Raw genomic sequence first — 14,396 nt, forward strand, 5'->3', positions numbered from 1 at the left:
AGCCGGACCCTGTCTTTTGGATCAGGCCGGCCGTGAGGGACCGTGCACTAGATGCCGAGCTGTTTCGTCTCGTGCAGCCGGGCGATCGCCTCCTTGTCGCCGTCCAGCTCCACCTGGGCGGCGCTCTGCCGGCCGTACAGGAACAGCAGCAGTTCCGACGGCTCGCCGGTCACCGTCACCACGGGCGTGCCCCGGTGGGCGACCGCCGTCTGGCCGTTCGGCCGGCGCAGCACCAGGCCCGTCGGCGCGCCACGGCCCATCAGACGGGCGCTGCGCTCCAGGCGGGACCACAGGGCGTCCTGGAAAACCGGGTCGAGCTCGCGCGGCGACCAGTCGGGCTGCGCGCGCCGGATGTCCTCGGAGTGGACGTAGAACTCCACCGTGTTCGACATCTCCTCGACCGGCTTGAGCGAGAACGGCGAGAAGCGCGGCGGGCCCGTACGGATCAGCTGGATCAGCTCCTCGTACGGCTTGTCGGCGAACTCCGCCATCACCCGTTCCAGGCGCGGCGCGAGCTGCTTGATCAGTATGCCGCCGGCGGCGTCGGGGCGGCGCTCGCGCACCACCACGTGCGCGGCGAGGTCGCGGGTCGTCCAGCCCTCGCACAAGGTGGGGGCGTTGGGACCCGCGGTCTCCAACAGATCGGCGAGGAGAAGTCGTTCACGCTTGGCGAAGGTCGACATGGAGTCAGCCTACGACCGGGTAGCGGGTCCGCACAGTGGACACTCCACCGGGTCCGTCAGTGGCGCGCGGCACAATGGTCGGCATGACCAGCACGTCCCCCCGGCGGCCCAGCCGGCTCGACCCGGAGATCGCCGCGCGGCTCAAGCGCAGCCCCGACGGCCTCCTCCCCGCCATCGCCCAGCAGTACGACACCGGTGAGGTGCTGATGCTCGGCTGGATGGACGACGAGGCGCTGCACCGCACGCTCACCACCGGCCGCTGCACGTACTGGTCGCGCAGCCGCCAGGAGTACTGGGTCAAGGGCGACACCTCCGGCCACTTCCAGTGGGTGAAGTCCGTCGCCCTGGACTGCGACGCCGACACCGTGCTGGTCAAGGTCGACCAGGTCGGCGCCGCCTGCCACACCGGCGCCCGCACCTGCTTCGACGCCGACGTACTGCTGAAGGACGCCGACGACGCCGGCTCCGGCGCCGCGGCCCGGGATCAGTAAGGTCGCCGCCATGGACCTAGAGACCTTCCGCAAGCTCGCCGGCGACCGCCGCGTCATCCCGGTCACCCGCAAGCTCCTCGCCGACGGCGACACCCCGGTCGCGCTCTACCGCAAGCTCGCCGCCGAACGCCCCGGCACGTTCCTGCTGGAGTCCGCGGAGAACGGACGCACCGCGTACCAATGGTCTCGGTACTCCTTCGTGGGCGTCCGCAGCGCGGCCACCCTGACCGAGCGCGACGGGCAGACCCACTGGCTCGGTACCCCACCCGTCGGCGTCCCCGTCGAGGGCGACCCGCTGGCCGCCCTGCGCGCCACCATCGAGGCCCTGCACACCCCCCGTGACCTCGCCCACGACCTCGCCCTGCCGCCCTTCACCGGCGGCATGGTCGGCTACCTCGGTTACGACATCGTGCGCCGCCTGGAGAAGATCGGCCCCGGCGAGCGGGACGACAGCAATCCGACCAGCGTGCCCGAGCTGACCATGCTGCTGACCAGCGACCTGGCCGTCATGGACCACTGGGAGGGCTCCGTCCTGCTGATCGCCAACGCGATCAACCACAACGACCTCGACACCGGAGTCGACGAGGCCTACGCCGACGCGATCGCCCGCCTCGACGCCATGGAGGCCGACCTGTCGCGCGCGGTCGCCCAGCCCCCGGCCGTCCTGCCGCCCTCCGAACTCCCCGAGTACACCGCCCTGTGGGGCGGCCCCGACTTCCAGGAGGCCGTCGAGGACATCAAGGAGCGCATCCGCGCGGGCGAGGCCTTCCAGGTCGTCCCCTCCCAGCGCTTCGAAACGCCGTGCACGGCGAGCGCGCTGGACGTCTACCGCGTCCTCAGGGCGACCAACCCGTCCCCGTACATGTACCTGTTCCGCTTCGACGGCTTCGACGTGGTCGGCTCGTCCCCCGAGGCGCTGGTCAAGGTCGAGGACGGGCAGGCCATGGTCCACCCCATCGCCGGCACCCGGTGGCGCGGGGACACCCCGCAGGAGGACCAGGCCCTCGCCGACGAACTGCTCGCCGACCCCAAGGAGCGCGCCGAGCACCTCATGCTCGTCGACCTGGGCCGCAACGACCTCGGGCGCGTGTGCGAACCCGGCACGGTCGAGGTCGTCGACTTCATGTCCATCGAGCGGTACTCGCACGTCATGCACATCGTCTCGACGGTCACCGGCCGGGTCGCGCCCGGCCGTACCGCCTTCGACGTGCTGACGGCCTGCTTCCCGGCCGGCACGCTCTCCGGCGCCCCCAAGCCCCGCGCGATGCAGATCATCGACGAACTGGAGCCGTCCCGGCGCGGTCTGTACGGCGGCTGCGTCGGCTACCTCGACTTCGCAGGCGACTCCGACACGGCGATCGCCATCCGCACCGCCCTGCTGCGGGACAGCACCGCGTACGTCCAGGCCGGCGCCGGTATCGTCGCCGACTCCGACCCGGTCGCCGAGGACACCGAGTGCCGCAACAAGGCGGCGGCTGTGCTGCGGGCGGTACACACCGCGAACCGGCTGGGGAAGTAGGGCGCTTCTCACGCGGCCCCGGGTGCGGGTTCGCCCGGGCTTCAGGCGATAGTGGAGTACGTGACTGCTGTACCTCACCCCCGTTCCGAAGCCGCAGGACCCGCCCGGGCCGGCCGTATGAGCCTCGCCGTCGCGCTGCCGGCCGGTGCGCTCGGCGCGGCCGTGGCACTGCTGGCCAGCCGGCAGCGCTGGTCGGAGGGCACCGCGACGGTGGCCGGCGGTGCCTTCCCCCTGACCGCCAAGGGCAGCGACGTCACGGGCGTTCCCGCGGCGCTCGCCATAGTGGGCCTGGCCGCGCTCGTCGCCGTCTTCGCCGTCCGCCGCGTCGGGCGGCTCGCGGTCGCCGCACTGCTCGCGCTGTGCGGCGCCGGCACCATCGCCGCGGCCCTGCTCGGCGCCTCCGACAGCTCCGCGCTCGACGAGAAGGCCGCGCAGGCCGCCGGTGACACCTCGGCCACCGTGGACGCCCTCAGCCACACCGCCTGGCCGTACGTCGCGGCCGTCGGCGGCGCCCTGATCCTCCTCGCCGGACTCCTCGCCCTGCGCTACGGCAGTCTCTGGCCCGCGATGTCCGGCCGCTACGAACGCGCCGGTGCCCCCCGCCCCCGCAGGGCCGCCGCACCCGACCCCGACCGCCCCGAGGAGCTCTGGAAGGCCCTGGACCGGGGCGAGGACCCGACCGGGGCGTAATCCGGGATCCGGGAAGCGTCCCTGTCCTCACCGAGGCCCGCGCGGACGACCCCCGTCCACGCGCGCGTGGAACCGCCGACCACCCGCTCACGTACGCCCGCGACAACCCGCTTATGTACGCCCGCGCGGGGAACCCGGCAACGGCACGCGTGTGCACCCGTCCCGACCGAGCGTGAGCGTCCCGCACCCCCGCTCACGACGCGCGCACACGTGCGGGACAATGGGCGAGAGCGTCCAGCTCAGACACGCACAGAGCAACGAGGAGCAAGAAATGGCGGGCAGCAGCCACGGTCACACCCCGGCCGCCTGGACCGGTGTCACTATCGCCTTCATCGGTTTCTGCATCGCGGGCGCGTTCACGGTGATGGCCCAGCCGGTCGGCTTCTGGGCCGGTATCGCGGTCACGCTCCTCGGCGGCGTCGTCGGCGGCATCATGAGCGCGATGGGCCTCGGCCAGCCGAAGGGCACCCACCCGGTGCACCAGGTCGCGGACCAGGCCGACAAGCGGCAGCCGGCGAGCGTCGAGAGCTGATCGCCGCACGGCGGCGCGTACGACTGCGTGGAGGGGCGGCCGGCACAGCGGTGCCGGAACCGCCCCTCACGCGCGCGTGCGGCCGGTGCGGGGCACAATGCGGGACGTGAACGCCGACAGCCGGAACCCGACGCCGAGCAACGCCCCGACGGCGCTGGGCCGCCTCGCCGTCCCCGCCGGGGTGCTCGCGGTCGTCGCCGGGGCCTTCGCGTACGTGGGGGCCGTCGACCCCAACGAGCCCGGCCACTACCCCGTCTGCCCGCTGCTGCGGTACACCGGCCTCTACTGCCCCGGCTGCGGCGGTCTGCGCAGCGCGCACGCCTTCGTCCACGGCGACTTCCTCACGGCGCTGCACGACAACGCGGCGGCCGTCGTCGGCTATCTGGCCTTCGCCGTGCTGTGGACCGTCTGGGTGGTCGGGGCGGCACGCGGACGCCCCCTGCGGTTCGACGTCGGACCGGTGCCCCTGTGGACGGCCGGGGCGTTGCTGCTGGTCTTCACCGTTGTCCGGAACCTGCCGTTCGGTGGCTGGCTCCATCCTTGATCAACTGGCGGATGTCCAGGTAGTGGGACCGGCGTCAACCGGATGCGGGGCCTTCGCCCGCCTCCGGATACCATCTCAGTGACCATAGGTTTTCTTGCTGAGTTCTTGCCGTCTGGAAGGGGGCCGCTCGCGTGAGTGTGCTCGACGAGATCATCGACGGAGTCCGTGCCGACCTCGCGGAGCGGCAGGCACGCGTCAGCCTCGACGAGCTCAAGGAGCGCGCGGCCAAGGCTCCCGCCGCCAAGGACGGGCTGGCCGCGCTGAAGGGCGACGGCGTCAAGGTGATCTGCGAGGTCAAGCGGTCCAGCCCGTCCAAGGGCGCGCTGGCCGCGATCGCCGACCCGGCCGGCCTCGCCGCCGACTACGAGGCGGGCGGCGCGGCCGTCATCTCCGTCCTCACCGAACAGCGCCGCTTCGGCGGCTCCCTCGCCGACCTTGAGGCGGTCCGCGCGCGCGTGGACATCCCGGTGCTGCGCAAGGACTTCATCGTCACCTCGTACCAGCTGTGGGAGGCCCGGGCGTACGGCGCCGACCTCGCCCTGCTGATCGTCGCCGCCCTCGACCAGCCCGCGCTGGAGTCCCTGATCGAGCGCGCCGTCTCCATCGGCCTCACGCCGCTCGTGGAGGTGCACGACGAGGACGAGGTCGAGCGCGCGGTGGACGCGGGCGCCAAGGTCATCGGTGTCAACGCGCGCAACCTGAAGACGCTGGAGGTCGACCGCGGCACGTTCGAGCGCGTCGCGCCGGAGATCCCCGCGGGCATCCTCAAGGTCGCCGAGTCCGGCGTCCGCGGCCCGCACGACCTCATCGCCTACGCCAACGCCGGCGCCGACGCGGTCCTGGTCGGCGAGTCCCTCGTCACCGGCAAGGACCCGAAGACGGCGGTATCCGACCTGGTGGCGGCGGGCGCGCATCCCGCATTGCGGCACGGGCGCGGCTGATCACCCGGTAGGCTGAGCGGCGATGACCCTCCCGATCACCCTGGCGACCCGGGACCCGTACGCCCGCCTGGCGCGTGGCTGCCGGCCCCGAGGCTGCCGCGCGCCCGCACGCCGGGTGCACGGCCGCCGGGTGCGGTACGTCATCGGTGACGAGCCGGGACAGGTCAACGGACGGCGATGGCAGCGCGCCCTTTAGGGGCGCGGGACTCTGTTTGATCAGCGGCTACCGCCGCGCGGGCGCGACCGGCCACACTCGGCCGGCGGCCGACGAACAAGCCCCGCCCCCCACGGCGATCAGTGTCTTTTCCACACTCACCGTGAGGTTTCCGCATGCCCAGCGAGTTCTTCATCCCCGACCCGGAGGGTCAGATCCCCAGCGCCGAGGGCTACTTCGGCGCATTCGGCGGCAAGTTCATCCCGGAGGCCCTCGTCGCCGCCGTCGACGAGGTGGCCGTCGAGTACGACAAGGCCAAGCACGACCCCGAGTTCGCCCGAGAGCTCGACGACCTGCTGGTGAACTACACCGGCCGCCCGTCGGCGCTCACCGAGGTCCCTCGTTTCGCCGCGGAGGCGGGCGGCGCCCGCGTCTTCCTCAAGCGCGAGGACCTCAACCACACCGGCTCCCACAAGATCAACAACGTGCTCGGTCAGGCCCTCCTCACCAAGAGGATGGGCAAGACCCGCGTCATCGCGGAGACCGGCGCCGGCCAGCACGGCGTCGCCACCGCCACCGCCTGCGCGCTGTTCGGCCTTGAGTGCACCATCTACATGGGTGAGATCGACACCGAGCGCCAGGCCCTCAACGTGGCCCGGATGCGCATGCTCGGTGCCGAGGTCATCGCCGTGAAGTCCGGCAGCCGCACCCTGAAGGACGCGATCAACGAGGCCTTCCGCGACTGGGTGGCCAACGTCGATCACACCCACTACCTGTTCGGCACGGTCGCCGGGCCGCACCCCTTCCCGGCCATGGTCCGCGACTTCCACCGCGTCATCGGCGTCGAGGCCCGCCGCCAGCTCCTGGAGCGCGCCGGACGCCTTCCCGACGCCGCCATCGCCTGCGTCGGCGGCGGCTCCAACGCCATCGGCCTCTTCCACGCCTTCATCCCGGACGCCTCGGTGCGCCTGATCGGCTGTGAGCCCGCGGGGCACGGCGTCGAGACCGGCGAGCACGCGGCGACCCTGACCGCGGGCGAGCCCGGCATCCTGCACGGCTCCCGGTCGTACGTCCTGCAGGACGACGAAGGCCAGATCACCGAGCCGTACTCGATCTCGGCCGGCCTGGACTACCCCGGCATCGGCCCCGAGCACTCCTACCTCAAGGACTCCGGCCGCGGCGAGTACCGCGCGATCACCGACGACGCGGCCATGCAGGCGCTGCGTCTGCTGTCGCGGACCGAGGGGATCATCCCGGCCATCGAGAGCGCCCACGCGCTGGCCGGTGCCCTGGAGGTCGGCCGGGAGCTGGGCAAGGACGGGCTGATCGTCGTCAACCTGTCCGGCCGCGGTGACAAGGACATGGACACGGCCGCCCGTTACTTCGGCCTGTACGACACCGACGCCGAGGTCGCCGCCGACGAGGCCGGCGACACCGCCGAGATCGAGGGGGACGCCAAGTGAGCGGGAACGTACAGCTGCTGACCGACACCCTCGCCGGCGCGAAGGCCGAGGGCCGCTCCGCCCTCATCGCCTACCTTCCGGCCGGGTTCCCGACCGTGGACGGCGGCATCGAGGCGATCAAGGCCGTCCTCGACGGCGGCGCGGACGTCGTCGAGGTCGGTCTGCCGCACAGCGACCCGGTCCTCGACGGCCCGGTCATCCAGACCGCCGACGACATCGCCCTGCGCGGCGGCGTCAGGATCGCGGACGTCATGCGGACGGTCCGGGAGGCCTACGAGGCCACCGGCAAGCCGATCCTCGTCATGACGTACTGGAACCCGATCGACCGCTACGGCGTCGAGCGCTTCACCGCCGAACTCGCCGAGGCGGGCGGTGCCGGATGCATCCTGCCCGACCTGCCGGTGCAGGAGTCGGCCCTGTGGCGCGAGCACGCCGAGAAGCACGGGCTCGCCACGGTCTTCGTGGTCGCGCCCAGCAGCAAGGACGAGCGGCTCGCCCAGATCACCGCGGCGGGCAGCGGCTTCGTCTACGCCGCCTCCCTCATGGGCGTCACCGGCACCCGCGAGACGGTCAGCTCGCAGGCCCAGGACCTGGTGGAACGCACCCGGGCCAGCGGCACGGACCTGCCGGTCTGCGTCGGGCTCGGCGTCTCCAACGCCGTGCAGGCCGCCGAGGTCGCCGGGTTCGCCGACGGCGTGATCGTCGGCTCGGCGTTCGTCAAGCGGATGCTGGACGCCCCGGACCACGCGGCCGGAGTCGAGGCCGTCCGCGCGCTCGCGGGCGACCTGGCGAAGGGCGTACGCGGCGAGGCGTAAGAAGCCGACGCAGCCGACGTAACAAACCGGGTAGTCGTACGGGTCCCTCGTACGGGTGGACCTGGAACCGGGGAGGCGCGGTGCGCCTCCCCGGTTCGTTCTGCGGGGTGTGAGCGAGAAGAACCATGAGGGAAAGCGCACCGCCCGGGAGCGGCTGGCGGTCGAGCGCGAGAAGCAGAAGGCCGCGGAGAAGCGCCGGCGCGCGCTGATCGTGGGCGTCGGCGTGGTCTGCGCCCTGGGGCTCGCGGCGGTGATCGGCGTGGTCGCCGCGAACGCGGGCAAGGACGACGAGGCGTCGGGCCCGGTGGTGGCGCCCTCGGGTGCGCAGGGCAAGGACAGCCTCGCGATCCCGGCCGGCCAGGAGAGCGCCAAGTCCCGGCTCACCATCTGGGAGGACTTCCGCTGCCCGGCCTGCAAGGCCTTCGAGCAGGCGTACCGCCCCGTGATCCACGAGCTGACGAACGCCGGTCAGCTCCAGGTCGAGTACCACCTGGCGACCATCATCGACGGCAACATGGGCGGCACCGGCTCCCGCAACTCGGCCAACGCCGCGGCCTGCGCCCAGGACGCCGGAAAGTTCACGCCGTACCACGACGTGCTGTACGACAACCAGCCGCCGGAGACCGACGACGCCTTCGCCCGGAACAGCAAGCTGATCGAGCTGGCGGGCAAGGTCGACGGCCTCGACACCCCCGCGTTCCGCAAGTGCGTCGAGGACGGCACGCACAACAGCTGGGTCGACAAGTCCGCCGCGGCCTTCCGCAACGGCGGCTTCAGCGGTACGCCCACGGTGCTGCTCGACGGCAAGAACATCTACCAGGACCGGACGATGACGCCGGCGAAGCTGAAGAAGATGGTGCAGGAAGCCGCCAAGCAGTGAGGGAGGCCGCGGCCGTTCACACCTGCCCGTTATGGACCCGTAGCCGGGCTGCCTGCCGCGGGTCCGGTCCGGCAGGGTAGCGTCGACCCTGCCATGGAACTTGCCTACATTCCCAGCCCGTCGCGCGGGGTGCTGTACCTCGGCCCCATTCCGCTGCGCGGCTACGCGTTCTGCATCATCATCGGCGTCTTCGTGGCCGTCTGGCTCGGCAACAAGCGCTGGGTCGCCCGCGGCGGGCGGGCCGGCACGGTGGCCGACATCGCGGTCTGGGCCGTCCCCTTCGGTCTGATCGGCGGCCGTCTCTACCACGTGATCACGGACTACGAGCTGTACTTCAGCGAGGGCCGTGACTGGGTGGACGCCTTCAAGATCTGGGAGGGCGGTCTCGGCATCTGGGGTGCGATCGCGCTCGGCGCGCTGGGCGCCTGGATCGGCTGCCGGCGCCGGGGCATCCCGATGCCCGCGTACGCCGACGCCGTCGCCCCCGGCATCGCCTTCGCGCAGGCCATCGGGCGCTGGGGCAACTGGTTCAACCAGGAGCTGTACGGCAAGCCCACCGACCTGCCCTGGGCGCTGAAGATCACCTCGTCGGCGGACGGGCGGGTGCCGGGCACGTACCACCCGACGTTCCTGTACGAGTCGCTGTGGTGCATCGGCGTCGCACTCCTCGTCATCTGGGCCGACCGCCGCTTCAAGCTGGGGCACGGGCGGGCGTTCGCGCTGTATGTCGCCGCGTACTGCACGGGCCGCGGCTGGATCGAGTACATGCGCATCGACGACGCCCACCACATCCTCGGCGTGCGGCTGAACGTCTGGACCGCGATCCTCGTGTTCCTGCTCGCGGTGACGTACATCGTGGTGTCGGCGAAGAAGCGGCCGGGCCGGGAAGCCGTTGTGGAGCCGGCGGCAGTCGACGACGACGCCTCAGGCGGTGAGAGCGAGAACACGGCCAATGCGGAGGGCGCGGACGCCGCGGACGCCGCGGACTCCGCGGACTCCGAAGACTCCGAAGATGACGCCGAGGACGACGCGAAGGACGGGGCCGGGTCGGCGAAGAAGACGTGACGACGGCCGGTTGAGCCGGGACGAGGGCGCCCTCTGCGGGCGCCCTCGTCGCGTTCGCGGCGGTCAGCCGCGGCGGGCCAGTGCCAGTGTCCGGTGCGCCTCCGCCACCGCTGCCGCGTCGATGAACCTCCCGTCCGGGAGGGCTTGGGCGCCCGCCTCCGTTGCCGCTGCCCTGATGACGGTCCCGGCCTCGTGCAGTTCCTCCTCGGTCGGCAGGTAGGCCCGCTCGATGACCGGGAGCTGGCGGGGGTGGATGGCGGCGCGGCCCCGGAAGCCCAGGGCGCGGCCATGGGCGCAGGATGCCGCCAGGCCCTCCAGATCGCGGACGTGCGGATGGACGGACTGTGGCGGCGGGGGCAGGCCCGCCGCTCGCGCGGCGACGATCACGCGGGAGCGGGACCAGTCGAGTCCCGGGTCGTCCCGAAGGCCCAGGTCGGCGCGGAGGTCCGCCTCGCCGAGGGCGATGCCGTGCAGGGCGGGGTGGGCGGAGGCGATCGCGTGGGCGTGTTCGACGGCCAGGGCTGTTTCCAGAAGGGCGTAGAGCGGGAGCGCGCCTCCGTCGGCGAGGGCGGTGCGTTCGGCGACGCGGATGATCTGCTCGGGCGCGGTCACCTTGGGGAGGCGGAGTCCGGACAGGCCCGGCAGAGCGGCGACCGCCCGGAGGTCCGCCGCCGCGAGCGGGCCGTCCAGGGCGTTGATGCGGACGTGGACCGGGACCGGCTGCGGCTCGGAGAGCAGCTCGGCGGTGGCCGCGCGGGCGTACTCCTTGCGGTCCGGGGCTACCGCGTCCTCCAGGTCGATCAGGACGATGTCCGCGCCTGAGGCCAGGGCCCGGGCGACGGTCCGGGGGCGGTCTCCGGGGGCGTACAGCCAGGTCAGGGGGATCACAGGGCGCCCTCTTCGCGCAGGGCGGCCAGCTCGGCCGGGGTCAGGCCCAGCTCGCTGAGGACCTCCCCCGTGTCCGCGCCGTGCGGGCGGCCCGCCCAGCGGATCGAGCCGGGGGTGGAGGAGAGGCGGAAGAGGACGTTCTGCATGCGCAGGGGGCCCAGTTCCGGGTCGTCGACGGTGGTGATGGTGCCGAGGGCCTGGTACTGCGGGTCCGCCATCACGTCCCGTACGTCCTGGACCGGGGCCACCGCGGCCTCCGCCTTCTCGAAGGCGGCGAGGACGTCGTCGCGGGTCCGGCGGGCGATCCAGGTGCCCACCGCCTGGTCCAGGACGTCCGCGTGACGGGCCCGGCCGGCGCCCGTCGCGAACCAGGGCTCGTCGATCAGCTCCGGTCGGCCCACCAGGCGCAGCACGCGCTCGGCGACCGACTGCGCCGAGGTGGAGACGGCGATCCAGGTGCCGTCGGCGGTGCGGTAGGTGTTGCGCGGGGCGTTGTTCTGGGAGCGGTTGCCGGTCCGCGGCTGGACGTGGCCGAGCTGGTCGTACCAGAGCGGCTGGGGGCCCAGCACGGTCAGGATCGGCTCGATGATCGCCATGTCGACCACCTGGCCCTCGCCGGTGCGCTCGCGGGCGGCGAGGGCCGTCATCACCGCGTACGCCGTCGCCAGCGCCGCGATGGAGTCGGCGAGGCCGAACGGCGGGAGCGTCGGGGGCGCGTCCGGCTCGCCGGTCATCGCGGCGAAGCCGCTCATCGCCTCGGCGAGGGTGCCGAAGCCGGGCCGGCGGGCGTAGGGGCCGAACTGGCCGAAGGCGGTGACCCGGGTGAGGACCAGGCGGGGGTTGGCGGCGGACAGTTCCTCCCAGCCCAGGTCCCACTTCTCCAGGGTTCCGGGGCGGAAGTTCTCGATGACGACGTCGGCGGTCGCGGCGAGGCGGAGGAGCGTGCTGCGGCCGCCCGGCTTGGACAGGTCGAGGGTGATGGTGCGTTTGTTGCGGCCGAGGAGTTTCCACCACAGGCCCACGCCGTCCTTCGACGGGCCGTGGCCGCGGGAGGGGTCCGGTTTCGTGGGGTGCTCGACCTTGACGACCTCGGCGCCGAAGTCGCCGAGCATCGTGGCGGCGAGGGGGCCCGCGAAGAGGGTGGCGAGGTCGAGGACGCGCAGGCCGGTGAGAGGAGGCTGGGGGGTCATGGGCGGGTGGCCTCCCGGTGGGTGAGGTGGGCCAGGGTGTCGAAGCCGGTGCCGCCGAAGTCGCCGACGGAGGTGGACAGGCGGTTCTTGAGGGGCGCCGTCCAGCGGTCGGGGAGGGCGGCGGGGGTGCCGGCGAGGAGCGCGGCGATGCTGCCTGCCGTGGCGCCGTTGGAATCCGTGTCCCAACCTCCCGAGACGGCACGGCAGATGGAGCCGGTGAAGTCGCCGTCCGCGTGCGTGAGGGCGGCGGCGATCAGGGCGGTGTTGGGGACGGCGTGGACCCAGTGGTGATCGGCGTACGCGGTGTGGAGTTCGTCGACGACCGTGTCGAAGTCGCCGTGGGTCCGCGCGAGTTGGACGGCGTGACGGACGGCTCGGGCGAGGCGGGAGCCGGGTGGGACGACGGTGAGACCGGTGCGGAGGCAGGCGTGGATGTCGTGCGTGCCGGTGGCGGCCGTGGCGATGGTGGCGGCCGCGAACATCGCGGCGTAGACGCCGTTGGCGGTGTGGGTGAGGGTGGCGTCCCGGTGGGCCTGCTCGGCGGCGGCTGCCGGGTCGCCGGGGTTGGTCCAGCCGTGCACGTCGGCGCGGATCAGGGCGCCGATCCACTCGCGGAACGGGTTGCGGTGACGGGCGGTGTGCGGGGGCTCCAGGCCGGTGAGGAGGTTGCGGTAGGCGACGCGTTCGGCGGTGAACGTACGGCCCGCGGGGAGTTCGTCGAGCCAGACCCGGGCCACGTCGGTGGTGGTGAAGGCCTTGCCGTGGCGGCCGAGGAGAAGGAGGTTGAGGAGGGGGTAGTCGAGGTCGTCGTCCTCGGGCATGCCGTCGATGTTCTCGGCGAGCGAGGTCGGCGCGGAGCGGCGGTTCCAGGGGTATCGGGCGGTGAGTTCCCCGGGGACCCCTCGGGCTGTGAAGTATGTGGTCAGGGGCCGGTTGCCGGTTGCCTCGGCGAGGGCGCGGATGCCTTCGAGGGGCAGCTTCTCCACGGGTTTGCCGAGGAGACAGCCGACGGCGCGGCCCAGCCAGGCGGCCTCCAGGCGGGGAGGGGTCACGGCTGGGGAAGCCGCCCGGGCGGCAGGACCGTCTGCGGGCCGCGTGGGCCAGGCCGGACAGCCGGCCTTGATCTTCGCGAGATCCGTCGGCTCGCTGTCCGCCAACGTGCTCGGCAGATCCCCCAGTTCGTCCAGCAGGTCCTCCGCCAGCAGCCGCAGATAGCGCGACACCGGTTGCGGGGACGCGCCCGCTCTGAGGGGAGCATCCGGACCACCCGCCGCCGCCCACCTCGCCACGATCGCCGACGGTTCGCGGCCGTCCTGCGCCGCCTGGCGCAGCTCGTGGCCGATCAGATCCTCGGGCTGGACCCACGTCAGTCGGAGCATCTCGGGCCTCCCATCTCGGCGAACGCCGCCTCATGGGAGCGGCGTCGGTGTACGTCCCGGTCGAAGATCTCCCGGGTGACCTCGGTGAGCGTGGCCGCCGGGTGCCACAGGTCCAGGCGGCTGGCCTCCGCCACCGACTTCGCCCAGTCCTCCGGGACGGGTGAGCCCAGGGCCCCGGCCAGGGCGCCCGCCATCGTGGCGATGGAGTCGCAGTCGCGGCCGTAGTTCACCGCGCCCAGCACCGCTTGGCGGTAGTCGCCGCCGGCGACGACCAGCATGCCGAGGGCGACGGGGAGTTCCTCGATCGCGTGCAGACGGGACGGACGGCGTGCGTCCAGGGAGGGAGACCGGTAGTCGGGGCCGACGGTGTCGTACGGGGCCACCGCCTTGCGGAGCGGCTCCAGCGCCGACTCGAAGTCCGTGTGGCGGGACGCCGCCTCGCAGACCTGCTCGACCGCCGCCCGGGTGCCGTCCTTCGCCAGGGACAGGCAGACCGAGACGACCGAGTCCGGTGTCGCACCGGGCGAGCACGCCGCCGCCACCGCCGCCGCGAGGACGCCCGCCGCCTCACGGCCGTACGACGACTGATGGGCGCCCGCGATGTCGAGCGCCTCGGCGTAGGCGCCCGCCGGGTTGGCCGCGTTGACCAGGCCGACCGGGGCCATGTACATCGCGGCACCGCAGTTGACGATGTTGCCGGTACCGGCCTCCCGCGGGTCGACGTGGCCGTAGTGGAGCCGTGCCGCCAGCCATTTCTCCGCGAGGAAGAGACGGTGCAGGGGGAGCGCCTCGGCCTGGAGTTCCGGGATCCAGCGCGGGGTCGTCATCAGGTCGGGGACCAGGTGCTCGGCGATCGCGTAGGCGTCGAGGTGGTCGCGGACCGTCGCGTACACCCGTACCAGCGCATGCGTCATCAACGTGTCGTCGGTGACGTGGCCGTCGCCCTTGTGGTACGGGGCGATGGGACGGGCGGTGCGCCAGGCGTCGCCGTTCCAGGGGCCGACGATGCCGTGGACGCGGCCGCCGTGGCGTTCGAGGATCTGCTCGGGGGTGTAGCCCTCGACGGGGCCGCCGAGTGCGTCGCCGACGGCCGCGCCCACCAGGGCGCCGGTGATCCGCTCCTCCAGGCCCGCTTCATCTGTTTTGGGTGCCATGGCCCGAA

General features: G+C 72.6%; 16 protein-coding genes. 11 read left to right on the forward strand and 5 right to left on the reverse strand.

The window, feature by feature from the left end; all coding sequences use genetic code 11:
• Window positions 1-47 precede the first annotated feature (47 nt).
• Entirely contained in the window at window positions 48-683 is a 636-nt protein-coding gene (locus NW895_RS07175; RefSeq protein ID WP_289934478.1) for a TIGR03085 family metal-binding protein, read from the reverse strand.
• 74 nt (window positions 684-757) lie between these two features.
• Here NW895_RS07175 and hisI point away from each other — a divergent pair, with 74 nt between their 5' ends.
• The 11 genes from hisI to lgt all read left to right on the forward strand — a co-directional run bounded on the left by hisI (window position 758) and on the right by lgt (window position 9,777).
• Window positions 758-1,174: a phosphoribosyl-AMP cyclohydrolase gene (gene hisI / locus NW895_RS07180; RefSeq protein ID WP_289934818.1), complete on the forward strand. Its 417-nt coding sequence runs from the start codon at window positions 758-760 to the stop codon at window positions 1,172-1,174.
• Window positions 1,175-1,184: 10 nt separating this feature from the next.
• Window positions 1,185-2,693, forward strand: coding sequence for an anthranilate synthase component I (locus tag NW895_RS07185; protein WP_289934479.1), 1,509 nt, complete (start codon window positions 1,185-1,187; stop codon window positions 2,691-2,693).
• A 51-nt stretch (window positions 2,694-2,744) separates the two neighbouring features.
• Window positions 2,745-3,383, forward strand: a complete 639-nt coding sequence (locus tag NW895_RS07190; protein ID WP_289934480.1) for a TIGR02234 family membrane protein — start codon at window positions 2,745-2,747, stop codon at window positions 3,381-3,383.
• A 271-nt stretch (window positions 3,384-3,654) separates the two neighbouring features.
• A complete protein-coding gene (locus NW895_RS07195; RefSeq protein WP_289934481.1) occupies window positions 3,655-3,915 on the forward strand; it encodes an HGxxPAAW family protein in 261 nt (86 codons plus the stop codon).
• A 97-nt stretch (window positions 3,916-4,012) separates the two neighbouring features.
• Window positions 4,013-4,459, forward strand: coding sequence for a DUF2752 domain-containing protein (locus tag NW895_RS07200; protein ID WP_289934482.1), 447 nt, complete (start codon window positions 4,013-4,015; stop codon window positions 4,457-4,459).
• A 131-nt stretch (window positions 4,460-4,590) separates the two neighbouring features.
• Complete coding sequence (gene trpC / locus NW895_RS07205) at window positions 4,591-5,400, forward strand: indole-3-glycerol phosphate synthase TrpC (protein WP_289934483.1); 810 nt, start codon at window positions 4,591-4,593, stop codon at window positions 5,398-5,400.
• A gap of 22 nt (window positions 5,401-5,422) precedes the next feature.
• Window positions 5,423-5,596, forward strand: coding sequence for a hypothetical protein (locus NW895_RS07210; RefSeq protein WP_289934484.1), 174 nt, complete (start codon window positions 5,423-5,425; stop codon window positions 5,594-5,596).
• Between the two features lie 134 nt (window positions 5,597-5,730).
• The gene (gene trpB, locus NW895_RS07215) at window positions 5,731-7,017 is read left to right on the forward strand and encodes a tryptophan synthase subunit beta (protein ID WP_289934485.1); all 1,287 of its coding nucleotides are present in this window, start codon (window positions 5,731-5,733) and stop codon (window positions 7,015-7,017) included.
• Window positions 7,014-7,832 (forward strand): tryptophan synthase subunit alpha, encoded by an 819-nt coding sequence (gene trpA / locus NW895_RS07220; protein WP_289934486.1) that lies wholly within the window; start codon window positions 7,014-7,016, stop codon window positions 7,830-7,832. The genes trpB and trpA overlap by 4 nt, the downstream gene beginning before the upstream one ends.
• Before the next feature lie 109 nt (window positions 7,833-7,941).
• Window positions 7,942-8,712, forward strand: coding sequence for a thioredoxin domain-containing protein (locus tag NW895_RS07225; RefSeq protein ID WP_289934487.1), 771 nt, complete (start codon window positions 7,942-7,944; stop codon window positions 8,710-8,712).
• Between the two features lie 93 nt (window positions 8,713-8,805).
• Window positions 8,806-9,777: a prolipoprotein diacylglyceryl transferase gene (lgt, locus tag NW895_RS07230; protein WP_289934488.1), complete on the forward strand. Its 972-nt coding sequence runs from the start codon at window positions 8,806-8,808 to the stop codon at window positions 9,775-9,777.
• Window positions 9,778-9,840: 63 nt separating this feature from the next.
• On the opposite strand, the gene NW895_RS07235 is transcribed toward lgt, so the two are convergent.
• The 4 genes from NW895_RS07235 to NW895_RS07250 are packed head-to-tail and all read right to left on the reverse strand — an operon-like array spanning window position 9,841 to window position 14,388.
• Entirely contained in the window at window positions 9,841-10,665 is an 825-nt protein-coding gene (locus NW895_RS07235) for a CoA ester lyase (protein ID WP_289934489.1), read from the reverse strand.
• Entirely contained in the window at window positions 10,662-11,855 is a 1,194-nt protein-coding gene (locus NW895_RS07240) for a CoA transferase (RefSeq protein WP_289934490.1), read from the reverse strand. Before NW895_RS07240 ends, NW895_RS07235 begins: the two co-directional genes overlap by 4 nt.
• Entirely contained in the window at window positions 11,852-13,234 is a 1,383-nt protein-coding gene (locus NW895_RS07245) for an ADP-ribosylglycohydrolase family protein (RefSeq protein ID WP_289934491.1), read from the reverse strand. The genes NW895_RS07240 and NW895_RS07245 overlap by 4 nt, the downstream gene beginning before the upstream one ends.
• Window positions 13,222-14,388, reverse strand: coding sequence for an ADP-ribosylglycohydrolase family protein (locus tag NW895_RS07250; RefSeq protein ID WP_289934492.1), 1,167 nt, complete (start codon window positions 14,386-14,388; stop codon window positions 13,222-13,224). Before NW895_RS07250 ends, NW895_RS07245 begins: the two co-directional genes overlap by 13 nt.
• Window positions 14,389-14,396: the final 8 nt, after the last annotated feature.

Source organism: Streptomyces sp. S.PNR 29 (genome assembly GCF_030386795.1).
Taxonomy (GTDB): Bacteria; Actinomycetota; Actinomycetes; order Streptomycetales; family Streptomycetaceae; genus Streptomyces.

What these genes read in the sequence shown, in the direction of transcription:
- NW895_RS07175 (WP_289934478.1), bottom strand. Translation starts at nt 683, where the DNA reads ATGTCGACCTTCGCCAAGCGTGAACGACTTCTCCTCGCCGATCTGTTG.
- hisI (WP_289934818.1), top strand. Translation starts at nt 758, where the DNA reads ATGGTCGGCATGACCAGCACGTCCCCCCGGCGGCCCAGCCGGCTCGAC.
- NW895_RS07185 (WP_289934479.1), top strand. Translation starts at nt 1,185, where the DNA reads ATGGACCTAGAGACCTTCCGCAAGCTCGCCGGCGACCGCCGCGTCATC.
- NW895_RS07195 (WP_289934481.1), top strand. Translation starts at nt 3,655, where the DNA reads ATGGCGGGCAGCAGCCACGGTCACACCCCGGCCGCCTGGACCGGTGTC.
- NW895_RS07200 (WP_289934482.1), top strand. Translation starts at nt 4,013, where the DNA reads ATGCGGGACGTGAACGCCGACAGCCGGAACCCGACGCCGAGCAACGCC.
- NW895_RS07210 (WP_289934484.1), top strand. Translation starts at nt 5,423, where the DNA reads ATGACCCTCCCGATCACCCTGGCGACCCGGGACCCGTACGCCCGCCTG.
- trpB (WP_289934485.1), top strand. Translation starts at nt 5,731, where the DNA reads ATGCCCAGCGAGTTCTTCATCCCCGACCCGGAGGGTCAGATCCCCAGC.
- lgt (WP_289934488.1), top strand. Translation starts at nt 8,806, where the DNA reads ATGGAACTTGCCTACATTCCCAGCCCGTCGCGCGGGGTGCTGTACCTC.
- NW895_RS07240 (WP_289934490.1), bottom strand. Translation starts at nt 11,855, where the DNA reads ATGACCCCCCAGCCTCCTCTCACCGGCCTGCGCGTCCTCGACCTCGCC.
- NW895_RS07245 (WP_289934491.1), bottom strand. Translation starts at nt 13,234, where the DNA reads ATGCTCCGACTGACGTGGGTCCAGCCCGAGGATCTGATCGGCCACGAG.
- NW895_RS07250 (WP_289934492.1), bottom strand. Translation starts at nt 14,388, where the DNA reads ATGGCACCCAAAACAGATGAAGCGGGCCTGGAGGAGCGGATCACCGGC.